General features: G+C 41.1%; 9 protein-coding genes and 3 tRNA genes. 7 read left to right on the forward strand and 5 right to left on the reverse strand.

Going from position 1 to position 18,296, the window contains the following annotated elements; translation table 11 throughout:
• The first annotated feature begins 35 nt into the window (after nt 1-35).
• Together GPM24_RS05185 and GPM24_RS05190 are read left to right on the forward strand one after the other, a co-directional pair.
• A complete protein-coding gene (locus GPM24_RS05185) occupies nt 36-6,449 on the forward strand; it encodes an alpha-2-macroglobulin family protein (protein ID WP_158825660.1) in 6,414 nt (2,137 codons plus the stop codon).
• Between the two features lie 9 nt (nt 6,450-6,458).
• Nucleotides 6,459-7,064 carry a hypothetical protein gene (locus tag GPM24_RS05190; RefSeq protein WP_158825661.1) on the forward strand — a complete coding sequence of 202 codons (606 nt, stop codon included), beginning with the start codon at nt 6,459-6,461 and terminating at the stop codon, nt 7,062-7,064.
• Nucleotides 7,065-7,686: 622 nt separating this feature from the next.
• Here GPM24_RS05190 and GPM24_RS05195 read toward each other — a convergent pair.
• Both GPM24_RS05195 and GPM24_RS05200 read right to left on the reverse strand, forming a co-directional pair.
• Nucleotides 7,687-9,267 carry a TROVE domain-containing protein gene (locus tag GPM24_RS05195; protein WP_158825662.1) on the reverse strand — a complete coding sequence of 527 codons (1,581 nt, stop codon included), beginning with the start codon at nt 9,265-9,267 and terminating at the stop codon, nt 7,687-7,689.
• Nucleotides 9,268-9,378: 111 nt separating this feature from the next.
• Entirely contained in the window at nt 9,379-9,894 is a 516-nt protein-coding gene (locus tag GPM24_RS05200) for a hypothetical protein (protein WP_158825663.1), read from the reverse strand.
• 287 nt (nt 9,895-10,181) lie between these two features.
• Here GPM24_RS05200 and GPM24_RS05205 point away from each other — a divergent pair.
• The 5 genes from GPM24_RS05205 (at nt 10,182) to GPM24_RS05225 (ending at nt 14,361) form a co-directional block, all read left to right on the forward strand.
• Nucleotides 10,182-10,255: transfer RNA gene (locus GPM24_RS05205), tRNA-Pro, on the forward strand.
• A 14-nt stretch (nt 10,256-10,269) separates the two neighbouring features.
• Nucleotides 10,270-10,343: transfer RNA gene (locus GPM24_RS05210), tRNA-Ile, on the forward strand.
• Between the two features lie 6 nt (nt 10,344-10,349).
• Nucleotides 10,350-10,420 (forward strand) — tRNA-Gln (locus GPM24_RS05215).
• Nucleotides 10,421-10,811: 391 nt separating this feature from the next.
• Complete coding sequence (locus GPM24_RS05220; protein ID WP_158825664.1) at nt 10,812-13,157, forward strand: DUF2339 domain-containing protein; 2,346 nt, start codon at nt 10,812-10,814, stop codon at nt 13,155-13,157.
• On the forward strand, nt 13,135-14,361 hold the full coding sequence (locus tag GPM24_RS05225; protein WP_158825665.1) for a DUF3999 family protein: 1,227 nt from the start codon (nt 13,135-13,137) through the stop codon (nt 14,359-14,361). The genes GPM24_RS05220 and GPM24_RS05225 overlap by 23 nt, the downstream gene beginning before the upstream one ends.
• A gap of 65 nt (nt 14,362-14,426) precedes the next feature.
• Here the strand turns inward: GPM24_RS05225 and GPM24_RS05230 are convergent, their stop codons facing one another.
• Genes GPM24_RS05230 through GPM24_RS05240 form a run of 3 tightly spaced genes read right to left on the reverse strand, consistent with a single transcriptional unit; the run spans nt 14,427 to nt 18,288 of the window.
• The gene (locus tag GPM24_RS05230; protein ID WP_158825666.1) at nt 14,427-15,725 is read right to left on the reverse strand and encodes a sensor histidine kinase; all 1,299 of its coding nucleotides are present in this window, start codon (nt 15,723-15,725) and stop codon (nt 14,427-14,429) included.
• Nucleotides 15,709-17,082, reverse strand: coding sequence for a sigma-54-dependent transcriptional regulator (locus GPM24_RS05235; protein WP_158825667.1), 1,374 nt, complete (start codon nt 17,080-17,082; stop codon nt 15,709-15,711). Before GPM24_RS05235 ends, GPM24_RS05230 begins: the two co-directional genes overlap by 17 nt.
• 21 nt (nt 17,083-17,103) lie before the next feature.
• Nucleotides 17,104-18,288: an ABC transporter permease gene (locus tag GPM24_RS05240; protein ID WP_158825668.1), complete on the reverse strand. Its 1,185-nt coding sequence runs from the start codon at nt 18,286-18,288 to the stop codon at nt 17,104-17,106.
• Nucleotides 18,289-18,296 lie beyond the last annotated feature (8 nt).

The following is an 18,296-nucleotide window of genomic DNA, read 5'->3' on the forward strand; positions in this document are numbered from 1 at the left end:
CTTATTACCTTACACCTATCAACCTAATATACTTCATGTCTTATCACGTTTCATTCATACAAAAAGGCTTATTGATTATACTGTTAAGCTGTATGTGCCAGTTTGTAAGTGCGCAGAGTTACAATAATCTTGCTTTTCGTATTGATTCTTTAGCCAACATTGGCCGCCCGAAATCGGCTTTAATTGAAGTTGATAAATTGGAGCAACTAGCTCGTCAAAACAACAATGATGCCGCCCAACTGGTGAAGGTTACCTTGTATCGCAACCGGTTTCAGAGCTATATGCAAGAGGATGCTTTGGCTACAACCATAAACCGCTTAAAAACAGACATACAGAAATCAAATTTCCCGGTAAAGCCGGTTCTGCAATCGTTGCTGGCCGAAGTGTACTGGCAGTGTTACAAGGATAACCGCTGGGAAATAAGCAGGCGCAGCAGGCTGGAAAATTCAGAGTCCGATTTTACCCGCTGGGATATACAAACACTGCTTGAGCACGCCAGCCAATTATATCAAAGTTCATTACTCAGCTGGCAGCAAGAGCAGCAAACATCGGCTCAGGTATTCGATGCCGCTTTAATTGGCGATAAAGGGACCCGCTATCTGCGCCCTACTTTGTACGATTTACTATTGCATCGTGCTCTCGATTTTTATCTGAGCGATGAAATTGATTTACCTAAAACGCGCAACCCGTTTAAAATAAACACTCCCCAGTTTTTTACCAATAGCCATACCTTTGCCAATTTAACCATCAACACTACTGATACCGCTTCTGTACTTTACAGGGGACTTTATTATCTGCAACAGGGCACGCAATTTCACTTAAAAGACAAAAACAGTGAAGCCCTTGCCGATTTAGATATCAAACGTTTAAAATTAATTCATGACAAAGCATCTTTTGCTCAAAAAGATACCTTATACCTGCAGGCTTTAAAACAGGTAGCCACATCGGTAGCCGATAAGCCCATCAGCGCAGATGCGTTGGTACTTATTGGCGAGTATCATTATAATAAAGATAGCTTGGTTACAGCATTGTACTATTTACAAAAAGCAATCCAAACCTTTCCGCGCAGCCTAGGCGGACAAAACGCATTTCTGCTGATTAAAGATATAAAGCAACAAGAGTTAACCGCAACTGTTGAAGATGTAAATATGCCTGGCCACCCTTTACTGGCATTGCTGGAATACCGTAATCTAAATGCTATACGTTTTAAAATTTTTAAGCTTACAGAAGAGCACCATAGCCAGTTATTGAAACTGAATAAAGGCTATGATGGAAACGGGCTGCAATCAAGCCCTAAATTATTGCAGTACCTGCAACGCATTAAGCCTGTTCAAAATGATTTTTTGACCCTGCCAGCCACACGTGATTATCACAAACATCATGTAGAATTTAAAATTAACCCGCAAACTGCTGGCAATTATGTTTTACTGTTAGAAGATTCAGCACGAAACCAGCGGTTAACACAACTAGTAGCGTTTCAGCTCTCAAGCTTAGCTTACACCTCGCGCAGGCAGCCCAATGGCATACACGATATTAGAGTACTGCACCGCGAAACCGGTACGCCTTTAAAAGATGTACAAGTAATTATTTCTAACCGGGTTGAGAAAGGTAAAATATCTCAGAAGCATATCATTAGCCAAGGGCTTACTAACCAAGACGGGCAGTATATATTTAAATCTGCGCAGAACTATTATGATATAGAGCTAAAGCAACAGAATGATTATCTGTTAAGAAAAGACACTTATACATCGGGCAGACAATACGATGACTACAACAATTTGCCGGCTATTCACACCATCATTTTTACCGACCGGGAAATTTACAGGCCGGGGCAAACGGTATATTTTAAGGCCTTGCAACTGAAAAAATCAAAAGGCACCAATTCGCTGATGCCTAATCAGGCGATAGACATTTTTTTGACCGGACAGTATAACAAAAAACTGCAAACTCAAAGTTTACGCACCAACGAGTTTGGTTCCGCTGCAGGATCTTTTGTTTTGCCAACCAACTTACTAAACGGTAATTTCCAAATTGCTACAGCATTTGGCAGTGCAAACATCCGTATAGAAGAATATAAAAGACCCACTTTTCAGGTAACGTTTTTACCTGTTAAACAAAGCTACCGGCTAAACGACACAGTGGTACTGCAAGGTAAGGTAACCGCCTTTTCGGGCTACGGAATATCGCAAGCACGGGTAGCTTATCATATTAACTTGGATTATGACAACCCAAAACTCGTTGAAGATAAATACACAAAGGTTCCAGAATCTATTGATGATTTCGAAACGGATACTGTAACTGCCGATAACAATGGCCTGTTTCAAATAAAATTTAAAGCCGAAAAGACCGAAGAAGACTATTCTCTAATTTACCAATACCAAATTAATGCTACCGTAACAGACGGCAGCGGCGAAACACAAACCGCCGAACAAACGGTGAATGTGAGCCATCAGCCCGTTAAATTAGATATAAAACTTCCCAAAAAGCTAACAACTCAATCAGAAGATATAGTACCCCTAAAGTTTATCAATCTCAACGATCAGCTTTTACCGGGCAACATTAAAGTGAGGGTATATGCGCTGAGCCATCCGCCGCAGGTATTCAAGTCCCGCTTATGGGAGGTGCCGGATTTAACTCTTTTAAGCCACGATGATTTTAAAGCAAACTTTCCTGATTATGCCTATCAGCAGGAAGATGATGTTACCAAATGGCATAAAGCCGGTTTAATACTTACAAAAGAATTTACTGCCGATACCATACAAGCACCTGTGTTAAACCTACAGGAACTGCACCACCAACCATCGGGCACCTACCAGGTTATCATCAGTGGAAGAAGCTTAGAGGGTGATACGGTACAGTTGATACAATACCTGCAAGTGATTAAAGAGCCTGCACCCGCTCAAAACATAAAGGATTGGGTAACTCCCCTGTCTGCTACTATATATAAAGGAGGGCTGGCAGAGTTTAGGATAGGTATCAACCAACAAGCAACTGTGCTGATGGAAAGATACGACGGCAATAAGCTATTATCAGCCGAGTGGCTGAAGCTGAATGGCATCAATCAGCAAAGTATTAAAGTAGCATCTATGGCCGGTAAAAACAGTATTCAGGTACAGTTTTTAATGATTAAAGACAACCGGTTGTATACCTCTTACCAAAATATTACAGTAACCGATACCAGTAAAAAGCTGCCTATACGGTTACTTACTTACCGCAACAAGTTGCAACCCGGCCAAAAAGAACAATGGCGTTTGCAGGTAGGAAACAATGGCCCGTCAAAAGAAATGGCCGAAATGGTGGCAACCTTGTACGATGCAGCGCTGGATAAAATTACCCCGGCAACCAGTTGGGCTTACGACCTAAACCAGACGCCTCATTTGCCCGACTATTTTACCTGGGACGACACTGAGCTAACTGATATTGCCGAAAGTGAGAAAACCCGCATTTACTTTGAAACACCTCCCATTACTACAGAGCGCCAGTACGAAGCGCTGGGTTTAGCCAGCTACGAATACTATTATTCGCAATATATTGAACGAACCAGACATTTAAAAAATGCCGCCCTAAGCGATAAGTCACTGGCCGCGCTATACTTAAAAAACGCGAGGCTAGTTAATAACGGATATGATGTGATTGGCTTGGTTGCAGATGCAGATATCGGTCTTGGTTTACCCAATGTGATAGTTAGGATTAAAAACAACAGGATTACCACCCGTTCTAATTCATCAGGATATTTCAGAATTAAAGTACCTAATCGTGCCATACTTCAATTTACCCATCCCTATTACCAAGCCACCGAGGCATCAACGCAGCCCGGTGAGCGGCTTACCATTATGTTAAAAAGAAAATTAGTAGACCTTGTAACTGCCGACCCAGGCCAAAAGTCTATTAAAGGTGACCCAACCCAAACAGTACGTATTGATGAGCCTGTTGGCAATGCACCGGTAAGCTATGCTGTAGCCGAAAGTAACGCATATGGTTATATGAATAAGCCACTGGCTAAGCAAGTGGCTTTTCCGCCACCTATTACAAAACAGGATGAGCAGATACGCGAAAAAGAGCCTCCTATTCAGCAAGATTTAAACTCGGCAGAGCCAGCTTTCAGGTTAACTAAACCCATCACCCTACGCAAAAGCTTTAACGAAACGGCGTTCTTTTACCCGCAACTACACACCGATGAAAAAGGGCAAATACTAATGGATTTTACTATGCCCGATGCCTTAACCCGCTGGCATTTCAAAGCCTTTGCACATACACAAAGTTTGACTGCCGGAACGATAGAGCATGAGGCTGTAACGCAAAAGCAACTGATGATTAGCGCTAACATGCCACGCTTTTTAAGAGAAGGCGATACTATAACAGTATCGGCCCGTTTGGTTAATCTTACGCCTCAAACACTGAAAGGCCATGTGCAACTACAATGGCTTAATGCTATTAATCAGCAACCAGTTAATCTACTATTGAAACCACAGCAAGGCCAACAGGCATTTAACATTGCCGGTAATAGCACTAAGGCCACAAGCTTTACACTTATTGTACCTTCTGGCTTAGATGCGGTTACCTACCGGTTAACAGCAGAAAGTGCCGAGCATACCGATGGCGAAGAAAACACATTACCTATACTTAGCAACCGGATGCTGGTTACCGAATCTGTGCCTATGCTGGTACGCGCCGGCCAAACCCGCAACTTTACGTTAGATAAGATGGTACAGCCGCAAAGCACTACCCTTCAAAGCAAAACACTAACCTTAGAATATACGCAAAGCCCGGCATGGTATGCCATACAGGCCATGCCATACTTAATAGAATTTCCATACGAGTGTGCCGAGCAAACTTTTAGCCGGTATTTCGCCAATAGCTTGGCGGCGGCCGTCATCAGCCATAATCCGCAAATCAGCAAAGTGTTTGACCGCTGGAAATCTGGCGATGGCAAAGCTTTCCTATCAAACCTGGAAAAAAATCCTGAGTTGAAAACTATTCTGCTGGAAGAAACACCTTGGCTGCACGACGCACAGGATGAACAAGAACAGCACAAGCGCATTGCTTTATTATTTGATATAAATAAATTGGCTTATGAGCAAGATGAGGCCTTAAGTAAACTATTGAAAATGCAATTGCCAGACGGAGGCTTTCCGTGGTTTGGCGGCAATCGTACCAACCGTTACATCACCCAGCACATCATTGCCGGTGTAGGCCAGTTACAGCATATTAAACCCAATGACAAATTAAAGGCAGTCAGCGAAAAAGCCCTCGCTTATCTGGACAAGCGGCTGCTGAATGATGCATCAGCTGAAGTAAAAAACAGCAAATTGCGCGCGCCGCAGGCACTTAACCCTATACAGGTGCATGCATGGTATGCCCGCAGTTATTATGAAAAAGCTAAAATAGGTCCATCACTTAATACCGTACTGCAGGCTTACCTGAATTTAGCCGCAAGGCAATGGCAAACGCAAAACTTTTATGAGCAAGGGCTAATTGCATTAACACTGCACCGGTATAATCACGCAGAAGAAGCTAAACAAATTGTACGCTCGTTACTGGAAACTGCACAGCAATCTGACGAAATGGGCATGTACTGGTCAAAAAACCGCAGAGGCTGGTTCTGGTACGAATCGCCTGTTGAAACGCAATCGCTCATGATTGAACTGTTTACCGAAATGGGCAATAATGCTAAAGCCGTTAATGAAATGAAGATATGGCTGCTGCGCAATAAGCAAACGCATAACTGGGCCACTACTAAAGCCACTGCAGCCGCATGCTATGCCTTGCTGATGCGCGGTGCTGACAATCTGTTAAATTCAATGCAAGGCACTGAGATAAAATTAGGAGGTCAGTTGCTAAGCCAGTTAAAGCCAAATTTGCAAGCTGATGCCGGTACTGGTTATATTAAAGCCACGTTTACAGATGAGCAGATTAAACCAGCACTAGCCAATGCACAGGTAACCAATAAGAGCAAAACAATAAGTTGGGGCGCGTTACACTGGCAGTATACAGAGCAGATGGATAAAATCTCTTCATCAAACACCGACTTACATCTGGAACGTAAGTATTTCATTGTAACGCATGACAGTGCAGGTGAAGTTCTTACAGCAATAGACGCGCAGCATCAACCTAAAACAGGTGATTTGTTAAAGGTGGTAGTATATTTAAAAGCAGAGCGCGATTATGAATACATTCACCTGAAAGATATGCGCCCGGCTGGTACAGAACCTGTAGATATACTTTCGGCCGCTAAATATCAGGATGGCTTATACTATTACCAGGTAAGCCGAGATGTGGCTACCAATTTCTTTATCGACCGGTTAAACAAGGGCAGCTATGTACTCGAATATAGTTTAAGGGCAGTACAACCCGGAAACTTTGCCACTGGTATCAGCACCGTACAAAGCATGTATGCGCCTGAATTTAATGCCCATACAGCCGGAAGCAGGTTGCACATAAAACCTTAAACCACGGCTATGAAAAATGCAATAGCCATAATGGGTATAATATTCTTATTAACTGTCATGACAAGCTGCAGTAATTTTCAACTGGGCTGGCTTACCATGGACTTGGGTAGTTACCTGATTGATTTCCCGCGAGGATTCAGGTTAAAACCGGAGCGTGGTATTGACTCTGATGTGGGTAATTTTGTGAGCAAGGATATGACACTAGGCTATGATTATGGTGCTTACTCCGATACCTTAGTTGCCAATACCCAAGAATATATAAAACAAGGCTGGTGGAAAGATGCTGCTATAATGATGTATCTGAACAAGCTTAAATATCCGGATGTAGATTGGGTTGAAACCAGCGTTTTAAATGTAAGGCCATCCGTTAAGACAGACAGTGCTTTTGCCGAAGGATGTGATTACATAGCCAATTGCGCATACCGTAAATTCCGCTTTCAGTTACCTATAACCATTCCTCAGGAAATAAAAGATCATAATGTAATTGTAGATACCGTTGATCATCACTACCGCCGTTTGGTATGGCCTAAGCCTGGCAAGAAAGGCATTACCGGTGTGTATATGCGCGATGAAAGGGAAACAGGTTTAATAGCATGCAATACCCGGCATGGGTAATTGCTGGCCACAATTTAACACCACAACAGCAATCGCTGGCACTTAAAATATTCAGAACGTTACGGCCTAAACAACAATAGCTAATATTATGTCGGTTTAGGGTAGATTTATAAAAGATAAAAAGAGGAGCAACAAGCAGGCAGCGACTATAAATTTTTTTTAAGAAAACGAAGTAACGCGGCCTTACGGCATCCTCTTTATGAGGTTAAGGGCAATAACCGATATACGTATGGCTAAACAGCTTTCTGCTCTACCCAAACTGAGCTACACTGCACAAGTGCAATGACCGGACTCGAACCGGCGACACGAAGTAGCGTACATCTACGGCACCTTAATGTTGTATATCCCGACTAAAAGGAAGGGGTAAATGCAATGAGCTACTTTTACCTGCACGTAAACAAAGTTCCGACTACAGATCCAACGAAGCAATGCTCATTTACGCCACCTTCTTATTATAAAGAGCAACAGGCGATTCGGGCCGGGGGACCGCTTTTGGGACTCGAACCCACAGCACGGCTTGCACCACACTGCCCTCCCCCATCCAATGGTAGCGAAGTAACCCGTTTCTACGGCATCCTTATTTTTTAATTTCAAGTATGAGCATGCCATGTGCCCATACTATTTACAATTCAACTTTATTAATCTCTGTCAGGGCCGAGCCACCTTTATCCAAAGCATCCAGTACTTCAAATATTTTATCGCTCCAGCCAGCCAACAGATATACATCTTGCTGCATTAACTGCAAAGGCGCTTGGCCGTAACCTTGCAGGTCAAACATATACAGCTTGGCAGCAGGTGCTACTTTCTGTTTGTATTGCACCCATAGCGTTTGGATATGCGCATTGTTGCCGGTATTGTTCCACAACTGGCAATCGGTAAATAGCATCACTTTGTCCATCTGCACACGATTGTTCAATAGGTCTTTAATAACCAGGTAACCATTAGTGGCATAGCCTACCTCGCCTTCGCGCCGGTAAAACTCTTGCACGTTGCCCAGTATGTTATGCCGTGGTATAATTATAGTTTTCCATTTATCGCCAAACATGCCTACCTGCACATTTTTACAACGCGATTGCAACAACATAGCCAGCATCAAACCAACATCATACAGCAACACCTTTGATTTAGCCGAAACAGGTTTTTGCATAGAGCCGGATACATCACATGCCAACAATACCCGCGTGTTATCATCAAAACCTTTGATGTTAGCCGCACTAGCCTGTACGGCTTTTTCTAATGCTTGTAATACATCACCGGTATAACCCATGTTGCCATTTAACAGCAAGCGGCTTACCTTTTCAGTAAAACTACGGCCTTGCGGCTTGGCGTCAATATTAACCAACTCGCGATAAGCCGAAAGGTAACGGAACGGAAACTGTTTGGCCCTGGCTACTTGTTCGGCAGATGATAATACCGAGCATACTTTTTGGATGTGCTGATAAGACACGCCTGCTTCCAAGATGTTGCGCAGGTTACGCAGCATAGCCATATAGCCCAGTTTACCACTATCAATCAATTCTTCCCATTTGGCTTTAAATGCTTCAGCTTTAGCTTCTTCGCTGTCAAAGCTAAGTTGGCCCAAGGCTGATAGTTCGGTTTCCCAAGTATAAGGCGTTTGCAACAAGCCTTTCACTATTTTATTAAACAGCATTTGCTGCAATTCGTCTTTAGCCTTTGGGTGAACCAAAAATAAGGCATCGCGTAGCTTTACATCAGTTGGCCTATTGTATTTGGCAAACTGATACTCATCAAACTTATTGAAAGCTACTGATAAACCTTTTTGCAACTGCTTGCTCAGGCGGTTTAGCTTTTTAGGGCCGGTTCGCTGGTTAAGTTGCTGGTAGCAGGCCAGCAGCTCGGTAATTTCATCGGCACGGTTAATCACCTTATCGGTTACGCGTGCAATTAAATCATCGCCTGAATGGATTTTGGCCAGCTCGGTTACCAATACCAACGGCACCGAACGCATATACATTTTGGTACGACTATAAACAGCCAGCTTACCCACAAACACCGGATTCCATTTAGCTATTAGCGCACGCAAACGATTTAACCGGTCTTCATCCTTTTCGTAAAAAGAGTCGTTGAGCGACCAGGTTACCACTGTAGTGTACAGCTCCATCTCGGGCGACATAGCGTAAGCCTTAGCACCTTCGTGGTTTACCCATATATTTTTTGCTTTGCTTAACAGGTTGAATTTCATTGCAAGCCTCCTTTTGTGATTTGTTGATACAAAGATTGAAGGCCACTGCGCAGTCTTTTTGCGCAGTAAAATTATTTGAAAATAATTTTTACTAACAGATAAGTGAAGAAGCTAGCTTTTTACATAAGCATCGTTATGCTGCAATTCTCTGTCATTAAAGTTTTCCCAAGCGGCTTGTATTTTGTTCATTTTAATTAAATAAGGTATAATAACCACCAGCTCAAGCCTGAAACTAAAATTGTGCACTTCTGCAATTTGGGGTACTATCCACGTATAAACCATCGCAAAACAGCAAACGGCTATACTTAATATAGCATCAATTTTAGCTGCTTTAACCGCCCAGTCTTTTTCAGTCCATAACCCCAAAGCAACTATTCCTTTATACAGATAAACTAATACTAAAAATGCGGCAGTAAATGAAAGAGGATCGTAGGTAGATAAACCCAGAAGTGATATTTGAAATTTAAATTTGAGTAAACCCAGTATAATTATGACGGGAACTGCGGCTCCAAATATTAAGAACATCCAGGTAAATATTAACACCCACCACGGGAGCAGTTTTCTTCTTCTTGGAACTTGCTGTAAACCGGTAATTGCGTTTTGAAAGCTTAGATTGTTTTCGGACATAGTGATAAAGTTTAAGGTTTAAAGATAAAAATTATGAATTGATAAGTTACACAGAGATAATACGATAATATTTATCATGCACACTTCTAACATTTAATTTTTTTTCAAGAAAATTCTTGATTTAAAAAATAATGTGTATACTTGCAGCATGAAAACAATAACAATACAGATACAATTGCCGCAACTGATTTATCAGAGGTGAATGGGTATGTATTGAAATAACATAACAAATATTCAGAATCCTCTTAGATAAATCTAAGGGGATTTTTTGTTTTAGAGCATTTTGCAGGGTAGTATATCAATTGGTCAGATTACCACATTTGGGATGTGGAGGCTCCCGGTTCGAGTCCGGGCTACCCTACTAATTTACAATAAGGAACGTTAGCTCAATTGGTAAGAGCGGCACCCTTATACGGTGATGGTTAAAGGTTCAAGTCCTTTACGTTCTACAATATTTTCCTGTGGTGCAACGGTAGCACGTCTGATTTTGGTTCAGAAAATCGTGGTTCGAATCCATGCAGGAAAACTTTTTGGAAATTTAGGCTTACTACTTTGTGTAGGGGAAAGGGGAAAAAATGTTCATAATACAGAAATATCTGTAACATACCCTTGTTCAATCAGCTAAATACACAAAGTTAGCATTGAACACTGTCAGTATTTTATTAAAAGCCATATCCTTATTAAACTAAATTACATCCAACTGCTAATTGGAGCTTCACACTCTTCTATGCCATTGTAGAAGGGGTATAGTACAAAGAAGACTGCATTGCGTGCCATATTTTTATATTAAAAAGATAATTTGTAAAATCATGCATAAGGCTAATAATGCCACTTTGTAATATAGCTCATAACATCATCAGCTAACAGCTGTGCCTCCTTAATAAAATAACTATATATTTACTGCCTAACCTTTTCATATGGAGTTTTTGTTGACAGTACTTTTAATAGTAGTTATTTATTTGCTTATAACTCATAAAAGCAGTTATGACTCTAAATTAGCGCATCTGGAAGTACGTATCTTCGAATTGCAACGATTGTTAAAGCAAAGCTTGGAAAGCCGACCAACTGCCGAAAGTCCTAAGGTTATGCAAACGCCTAAACCTACCGAACCTGAACCTTTAGCTAAGCCCGAAATAACGCAATCTTTACCGCTTCCGGTTGCACCAACAGTTGACCAGCCTAAAATAAAAATTACCGAACCTTCGGCAAGGCCAACTTATAAAACGCCTGTATTTACGCCGCCCGAACCGCGCCCTTCATTTTTTGAACGGCATCCAGATTTAGAAAAATTTATTGGCGAAAACCTGGTAAATAAAATTGGTATAGCCATTTTGGTACTAGCCATTGGCTTTTTTGTGAAATATGCCATTGACAATAATTGGGTAGGACCTGTTGGACGCGTAGGTATTGGAATACTGTGTGGTGCCATTCTTATTGCTATAGCACACCGTTTACGTAATAGCTATAAAGCGTTTAGCTCCGTTTTAGTAGGCGGCGGACTTGCCATTTTTTATTTTACCATTACACTGGCTTATCACCAGTTCCATTTATTTAACCAAACTACCTCATTTATTATCCTAATTGTTATTACCCTTTTTGCAGTGATTCTTTCGCTACTGTATGACAAGCAGGAATTAGCAGTTATTGCCCTTGTAGGTGGCTTGGCCAGCCCATTTATGGTAAGTAGCGGGCAAGCTAACTACAATGCCTTATTTATATACCTTATTATTTTGAATGCCGGGTTATTGGCTATTGCATACTTTAAATTATGGCGCATACTTAATGCAACCGCTTTTGGACTCACCGTTTTGATATGTGCGGCAATAGTGTTTACTCTTCCTGAAACTGCTTACACCACAGGCTTTTGGTATTGCAGCGTACTTTATCTGTTGTTTTTTGCCATTAATGTTGCCAATAACATTAAAGAAAATAAAGCATTTATCGCGTCAGATTTTAGCATCCTGCTTATCAATACAGCACTTTACTTTAGTGCTGGTTTGTACTTACTTACCGCCATGCACCACTATGAATTGCGGGGCCTGTTCTCGGCAGCTTTGGCAGTACTCAACCTGTCTTTGTCGTTTATTTTATTTAAAGTTAAACGGGCAGATACCAATATCCTTTACCTGCTTATTGGAATTACATTAACATTTATTTCGCTAACTGCACCTATACAGCTTCATGGACATTACATTACTATGTTTTGGGCTGCCGAAGCAGTTTTGCTTTACTGGCTCTACCTCAAATCTGGTATTTCATTAATGAAGTTAACTTCCCTTATTATATGGGGCACTATGATAATTAGTTTGCTGATGGATTGGGAACAACTTTACAGTTCGTCTGCTCTTACACTAAATATTATAGCCAATAAAGGTTTTATTACTACACTGATGACGGCTTTTAGTTCTTATAGCTTGTTTATACTTATCGAAAAGGATGAACCGAAAAGCATTTATAACTTAAAAATTAAAAGTAGACTTTTCCAGTATGCTGCTTTTGCTTTACTCTTTTTAAGTGGCCTTTTGGAAATTAACCATCAGTTTTTAAATCGCCACCCTGACACCTCTTTGAATATACTTTACCTCATGCTATACGTACCAGCATTTGCATTTGGCTTTCAGTTGTTAACCCAAAAAGCATCATTAATCAAATTAAACAGTACGGTAAGCTTACTCTTACTTTCCATGATTATAATAATCTATATTTTATTTATACCTAATATTTTTGATGCACAGTATAACATATTAGTATTGCATAAAGCGTCGCCTATACATTTTATAACCCATTGGGTAGGTGCAGTTATAGTAGGCCTATTGTTTTATAAGCTTATAAAAATAGTGCGGCAGCACCTAACCGAGCGTCAGGTTAAAATATCAAGCTGGATTATCGCTGGATCAATTGTGCTGTTTCTAAGTTTGGAATTTTCTTTAGCCAGCAATATGCTGTTCTATTCGGATAAGTATTCGCTGGATCGTATTACTACCGTATATATTAAAACAGGTTTACCAGTTTTATGGGGGCTATCCTCTTTTGCGCTTATGTGGCTGGGTATGCGTTATAAAGTAAGCAACCTGCGCATTATATCGCTAACCCTGTTTTCTGTTACCTTATTAAAGCTCTTTCTGTTTGATATCCGTAACATACCGCCCGCAGGTAAAATAGCAGCATTTTTTTGCTTGGGAGTGCTATTGCTTATTGTTTCTTTCATGTATCAAAAGGTTAAAAAAATTATTGTGCAAGATGAATCTACACCTGAAAAATAAATTTTGCTTTCTGTTAATTTTACTCGGAGGATATTTCTGTCCAACGTTTGCACAACAAAAGTTTAAGTATAAAGCAGCTGTACAAAAGGTAAATACAAACCAGTTTTACAGCATCACTTTACAACCCGATTTTACAGCCAAATGCCAGCTTGGCTTGCCTGATATCAAAATAACTGATGAAAAAGGAACTGTTGTTCCTTACTTACTGGGTAATACATTACCGGTGCACGCACAAAGCAGCTACCGCGAATTACCTAAAGTGCTTACCAGCACCTTAAAAGATTCACTTACATCATACATTGCTGAAAATAAGGAAGGGTTAAATATTAATCAATTATGGATTACTTTGCAAAACACGGCCGTAAACCGCACTGTGAACCTTTTAGGAAGCGACGATTTACAACACTGGTTTGCAATTAAGGAACGTATTGACCTGCAACAAACCACTCCTGGCAAAACAGGAACCTTTGTAGAGTTATTAAACTTTCCACTTAGTACTTACAGGTACTTTAAAATTCAGGTCAACAACAAAAACAGTACGCCCATTCACATTTTGCAAGCTGGTGTTTATTTGAAACAGCAAGTAACCCCTGATTATACACCTGTGCCGATAGCCAATTTTTCAATTACCCATAAAGCAGACACTAGTTTGATTAACATCAATTTTAACGACTCTTATCAAATCAATAAAATTCATCTGCAACTTGCAGGTACTAAATACTATCAGCGCCGGATAAGTTTGTATGGCATAGAAGGCAAAAACAAGCAGTGGCTAACAGATTCACTCATCAATTCGTCCGGAAATGGCGATATCTACCTATCAGCCAAGGCAAACCGGCTTCAACTGATAATTCAGAACGAAGATAATCCTCCATTACTTGTAAAAGCAATACAGGCCTATCAATTAAACCAAACACTAATTGCTTACCTTGAAAACCAACATCATTACCAGTTATTTTTTGGCAACGACAAAGCAATTGCCCCCCGATATGATCTAAACATTTTTAAAGACAGTATCAATCATACGTTACCAGTAATTAGCCATATGGCTATTACACCTATATTGTATACGGCGCAAAAGCACAGTCACAGCACTATTCCTACCTGGCTATTGTGGGCGGCCGGAGGCTTGGCATTAATTATGCTTTTAGCACTTACATTAAAGATGACTAAAGAAATCAGCAGGGAAACCAAAAAGAATTAAAAACACACTTAGATTTTGGTTTGAAAGTGATAATGAGGCTTACTTGTCTATTGGTCAATTCATACTCAAAACTTAACCATAAATTGCGTTTCACGCTCGGCTACAGTTTTTAAAGAAAATGCAAAGCCATGATTGGTCAGTATTTCTCTCACTAAAGTAAGCCCTATCCCCTGCCCGTCTTTTTTAGTGCTGTAAAAGGGTGTAAAAAGTAGCTCAGCTTGTTTGGCAGAAATACCGCAACCCGTATCAGTGATGGTTAATTGCCTTTCCGAAGCGCTTAAGTTATACGTAATCACGCCATCCCCATTCATAGCTTCTATAGCATTTTTGGTGATGTTAATGAATACCTGTTCCAGTTGCTGCTCGTCTGCCAAAATATAAAATGGTGTTTCGGGCAGTTCCAATACCAGTTCGATATGGTTTTTCTTAGACCTGATTTCCATCAATGTGGCTACCGACCAAATAACTGCCTGCAATTCCAGTTGCTTTTTATTGGGTGCGGGCAGTTTAACCAAATCGGCAAAACTTCGGATAAAAAGGTTAAGGTTATGATTGCGGTCTACGGCTACCTGCATGGCTTCTTTCAATAGTTCATTCTCACCATTGTTCCAAAGGTTCTCTGTTTGCAGGGTTGATTGTATAATGGAGTTTACCGGACCAATGGTATTATTTACCTCATGTGCCATCATGCGAATTACCTTCCCATAGGCGTTTTTCTCGGCAGCCAATATCTCGGCCGTCAACTCTTCTATCAATATAAATTGCCGGGGGAAACCGCGATCTACAAAATGCGATTTTTGAATTTTAAAAGTACCAGCCCCCTTATGTTTTAAAACCTTGTTTTCACCCGATTGCAGCATCGCGATGTTTGCCAACAATTCGTTATCTGTATTTTTTAATGGGCAACCAATCAGGGCTCTTTCATCCAGTTCCAGTATTTGCAGGGCTTTAGGGTTAGCCTGCTGAACCAGTCCGTCATAGTCTAAAATAATAATGGCCGTTGGCGAAGTATAAATCAGTTTTTCCAGAAAAAAATGCTGCTGTTCCTGTAGTGTTCGCTCGGTGCGTAGCTGGTCTATCATCTGGTTATACACGCCAATCAGCTGATCTACCTCATATTTTCCGGTGGGCGAAAACTTGATATTAAAATCGCGGTCTTTAATGGCATCCAAACCAGCCATCAACGATTTCAGGGGTTGAATTAACTGTAGATATAAGTTCCAGGAGATAAGTATAGAGATGAGCACAAACACCTCGGCTGCCAGAAAAAGAATCTTATTTTCCTCAAAAATGAAATAAGTAAGCACCAGTGTAGTAAGGTGCAAAATAAATACAAACAGAATGTATTTAGTCCTCAGTTTCATCGTAAGGTATTTGGTATTTATCCAGCCGGCGGTATAGCGAGCTGCGGGTTAGCCCCAGAGACTGGGCGGCCTTGGTTACCCGGTTTTTATGGTAGTCCATCGCTTTTTTAATCATCTCCCTTTCCATTTCTTCTAACGTTAGTGCGCCAACACCGGGTAACTGCTGTTTATCCTTTTGTGCTGGCGTGGCATCCAGCTGCGCCCGGATATCTTCAATATCCAGCTTATCCTTTCTGCTCACCAGTACCGAACGCTCTACCAAATTTTTCAGCTGGCGGATATTGCCCGGTAACGGCAATTCCTGTAACCATTTAAGCGCCGCCGGTGTGATAGACAACTGCGGGCGATTATAAATTTCTTTTAAGTTGCCGATAAAAAAACTAGCTAATAGCGGGATATCACCCTTACGTTCGCGAAGTGCCGGAAGATAAATGGTAATAAGGTTGATGCGGTACAATAAGTCTTCCCTGAAGCTGCTTTTGGCTACCATATCGTTTAGGTTTTTGTTAGTGGCGCAAACCACCCGCACGTCTACCGTTTTGGTTCGGCTGCTGCCCAATACTTCATAAGTACGGTCTTGCAATACACGCAGTAGCTTTACTTGGCTGCCGGCATCCAGATCGCCAATCTCATCTAAAAATATAGTTCCTTTATTGGCCATTTCAAAGCGGCCCATGCGGTCAAACCGGGCATCGGTAAACGCACCACGAATATGCCCGAACATTTCGCTCTCAAATAACGAGGTGGATATACCGCCTAAATTTACTTTTACAAATGGCTTGTTACGGCGCTGGCTGTTTTGATGAAAAGCTTCTGCAATCAATTCCTTGCCCGTACCGCTTTCGCCCATAATTAAAATGGATGCATCGGTTGGGGCTACCCTCCCAATGGTTTCCAAAATATCCAGCATTTGCGGATCCTGTCCTACTATTTGCTGAAAATTGTACTGACTGTCCAGTTGTTTACGGTTACGTTGCTGATTCTTGTTATCACCTAGCTCCAAAAGTGTTTTTATGGATTGCAGCAGGTGCTCGTTGTTCCATGGTTTATTAATAAAATCATTGGCACCCATTTTCATGCCCTGCACGGCCAGCTCTATAGTTCCCCAGCCGGTTATCAGTATTACCGGAATGGAACTATCTATTTGTTTAATTTGGGCTAACAGTTGCAGGCCTTCCTCTCCCGTGGTGCTAACAGAAAAGTTTAAGTCCAGAATTATTAATTGTGGTTTCTTCTTTTTGATGACCGACAATGCTTCGGCCGGCGTTGAAGCGGCCGCAACATCGTACCTCTCGTTTTTGATTAATAAAACAAGAGAGGTACGCACAGCAATATCATCATCTATAACCAGTATCATAATAAGCGGTTAAGTTCGTAATTATTCTTCATGTAGCGCAACCGCCGGGTATATTGCTGCAGCCTGCTTACCCGGATACAGTGAGCAAATGAATACAATGCCGTAAATAAATAGCAAAGCCAGCCCCATGGCCGTTAAATAAACGCCGGCCGGTAAATCAAACACATTAAGTAATGGAAATTGTACGGCAAAAAACACCCCGATCAGCAAGGAGAAAGTAGCCAGTATTAAAGCCTCGTTAACCAGTTGTGATGATACCGAGCCCCCGCTTGCTCCAATGGCGCGGCGCAAACCGATTTCTCCCCTACGCTTATTGATGTTGTACCACAGCACACCAAAAATGCCAAGTGCCACGTTAATAACCAAAAAACCGGCTACAATGGAAAGTATAATCAATGGGACCAATGTCATTTTGTTAAATGATGTCAGTTTATTGGGTAAATGCTCTATTTCAATGTTGGCATTTTTCAGGGTGTTGGATACTAATCTGGATAGTTTACCCTCAAAGGCGGCATCTGCATCTGGCGCCACTTTAACTAAAATATGACCAAGCCAGTGATAGGAAGATGTATCTAGCCGGTTATACATCCCAATTGCTGCTTCCTGGTAATTGCCATCAAACTTAATGTCGTTGATTACACCGATAATCTTGATAGGATTTTTTCCTTCATAATCAGTAATAGATTTACCTACCACATTACCCTTGCCAAACATCTTTTCTTTAAGCGCATTATTAATCACCGAGATGCGTACTTTACTATTTGCGTCATACTTGTTATACCACCTGCCTTCTAACATTTTTGCCCCCAGCACCTTCAGGTAACTATCATCAACCGTAAACTGGTTTACACCGTCAATTCTTTTCCCATTATGCATAAAGGCACTATTCATGTGCGATTGTGAAAACGGAACATTACTGCTGGCATAGCCTGCATCAATTACTTTAGGCATGGCTTTAATGTTGCGCAGCAAGCCTTCATAAAAAAGGGTTAGCGAATCGGAATTTTGCGTTTGCAACGAGTTGTTATAATTGATAACCCATACATTCTGGTAATCAATGCCCATGGGCTTTACATAGTTGTGATAAGAATTTACCCCGAAGGTAAATACTGCAAACATCACCATAAAAGAAATCAGTATCTCCACAATCAGCAGCGAATTTTGCTTCTTTTTGTTCCAGATGAGTTTAAATAAATGCTTTAACATAATATCGT

The organism is Mucilaginibacter lacusdianchii (genome assembly GCF_009770985.1).
Taxonomy (GTDB): Bacteria; Bacteroidota; Bacteroidia; order Sphingobacteriales; family Sphingobacteriaceae; genus Mucilaginibacter; species Mucilaginibacter lacusdianchii.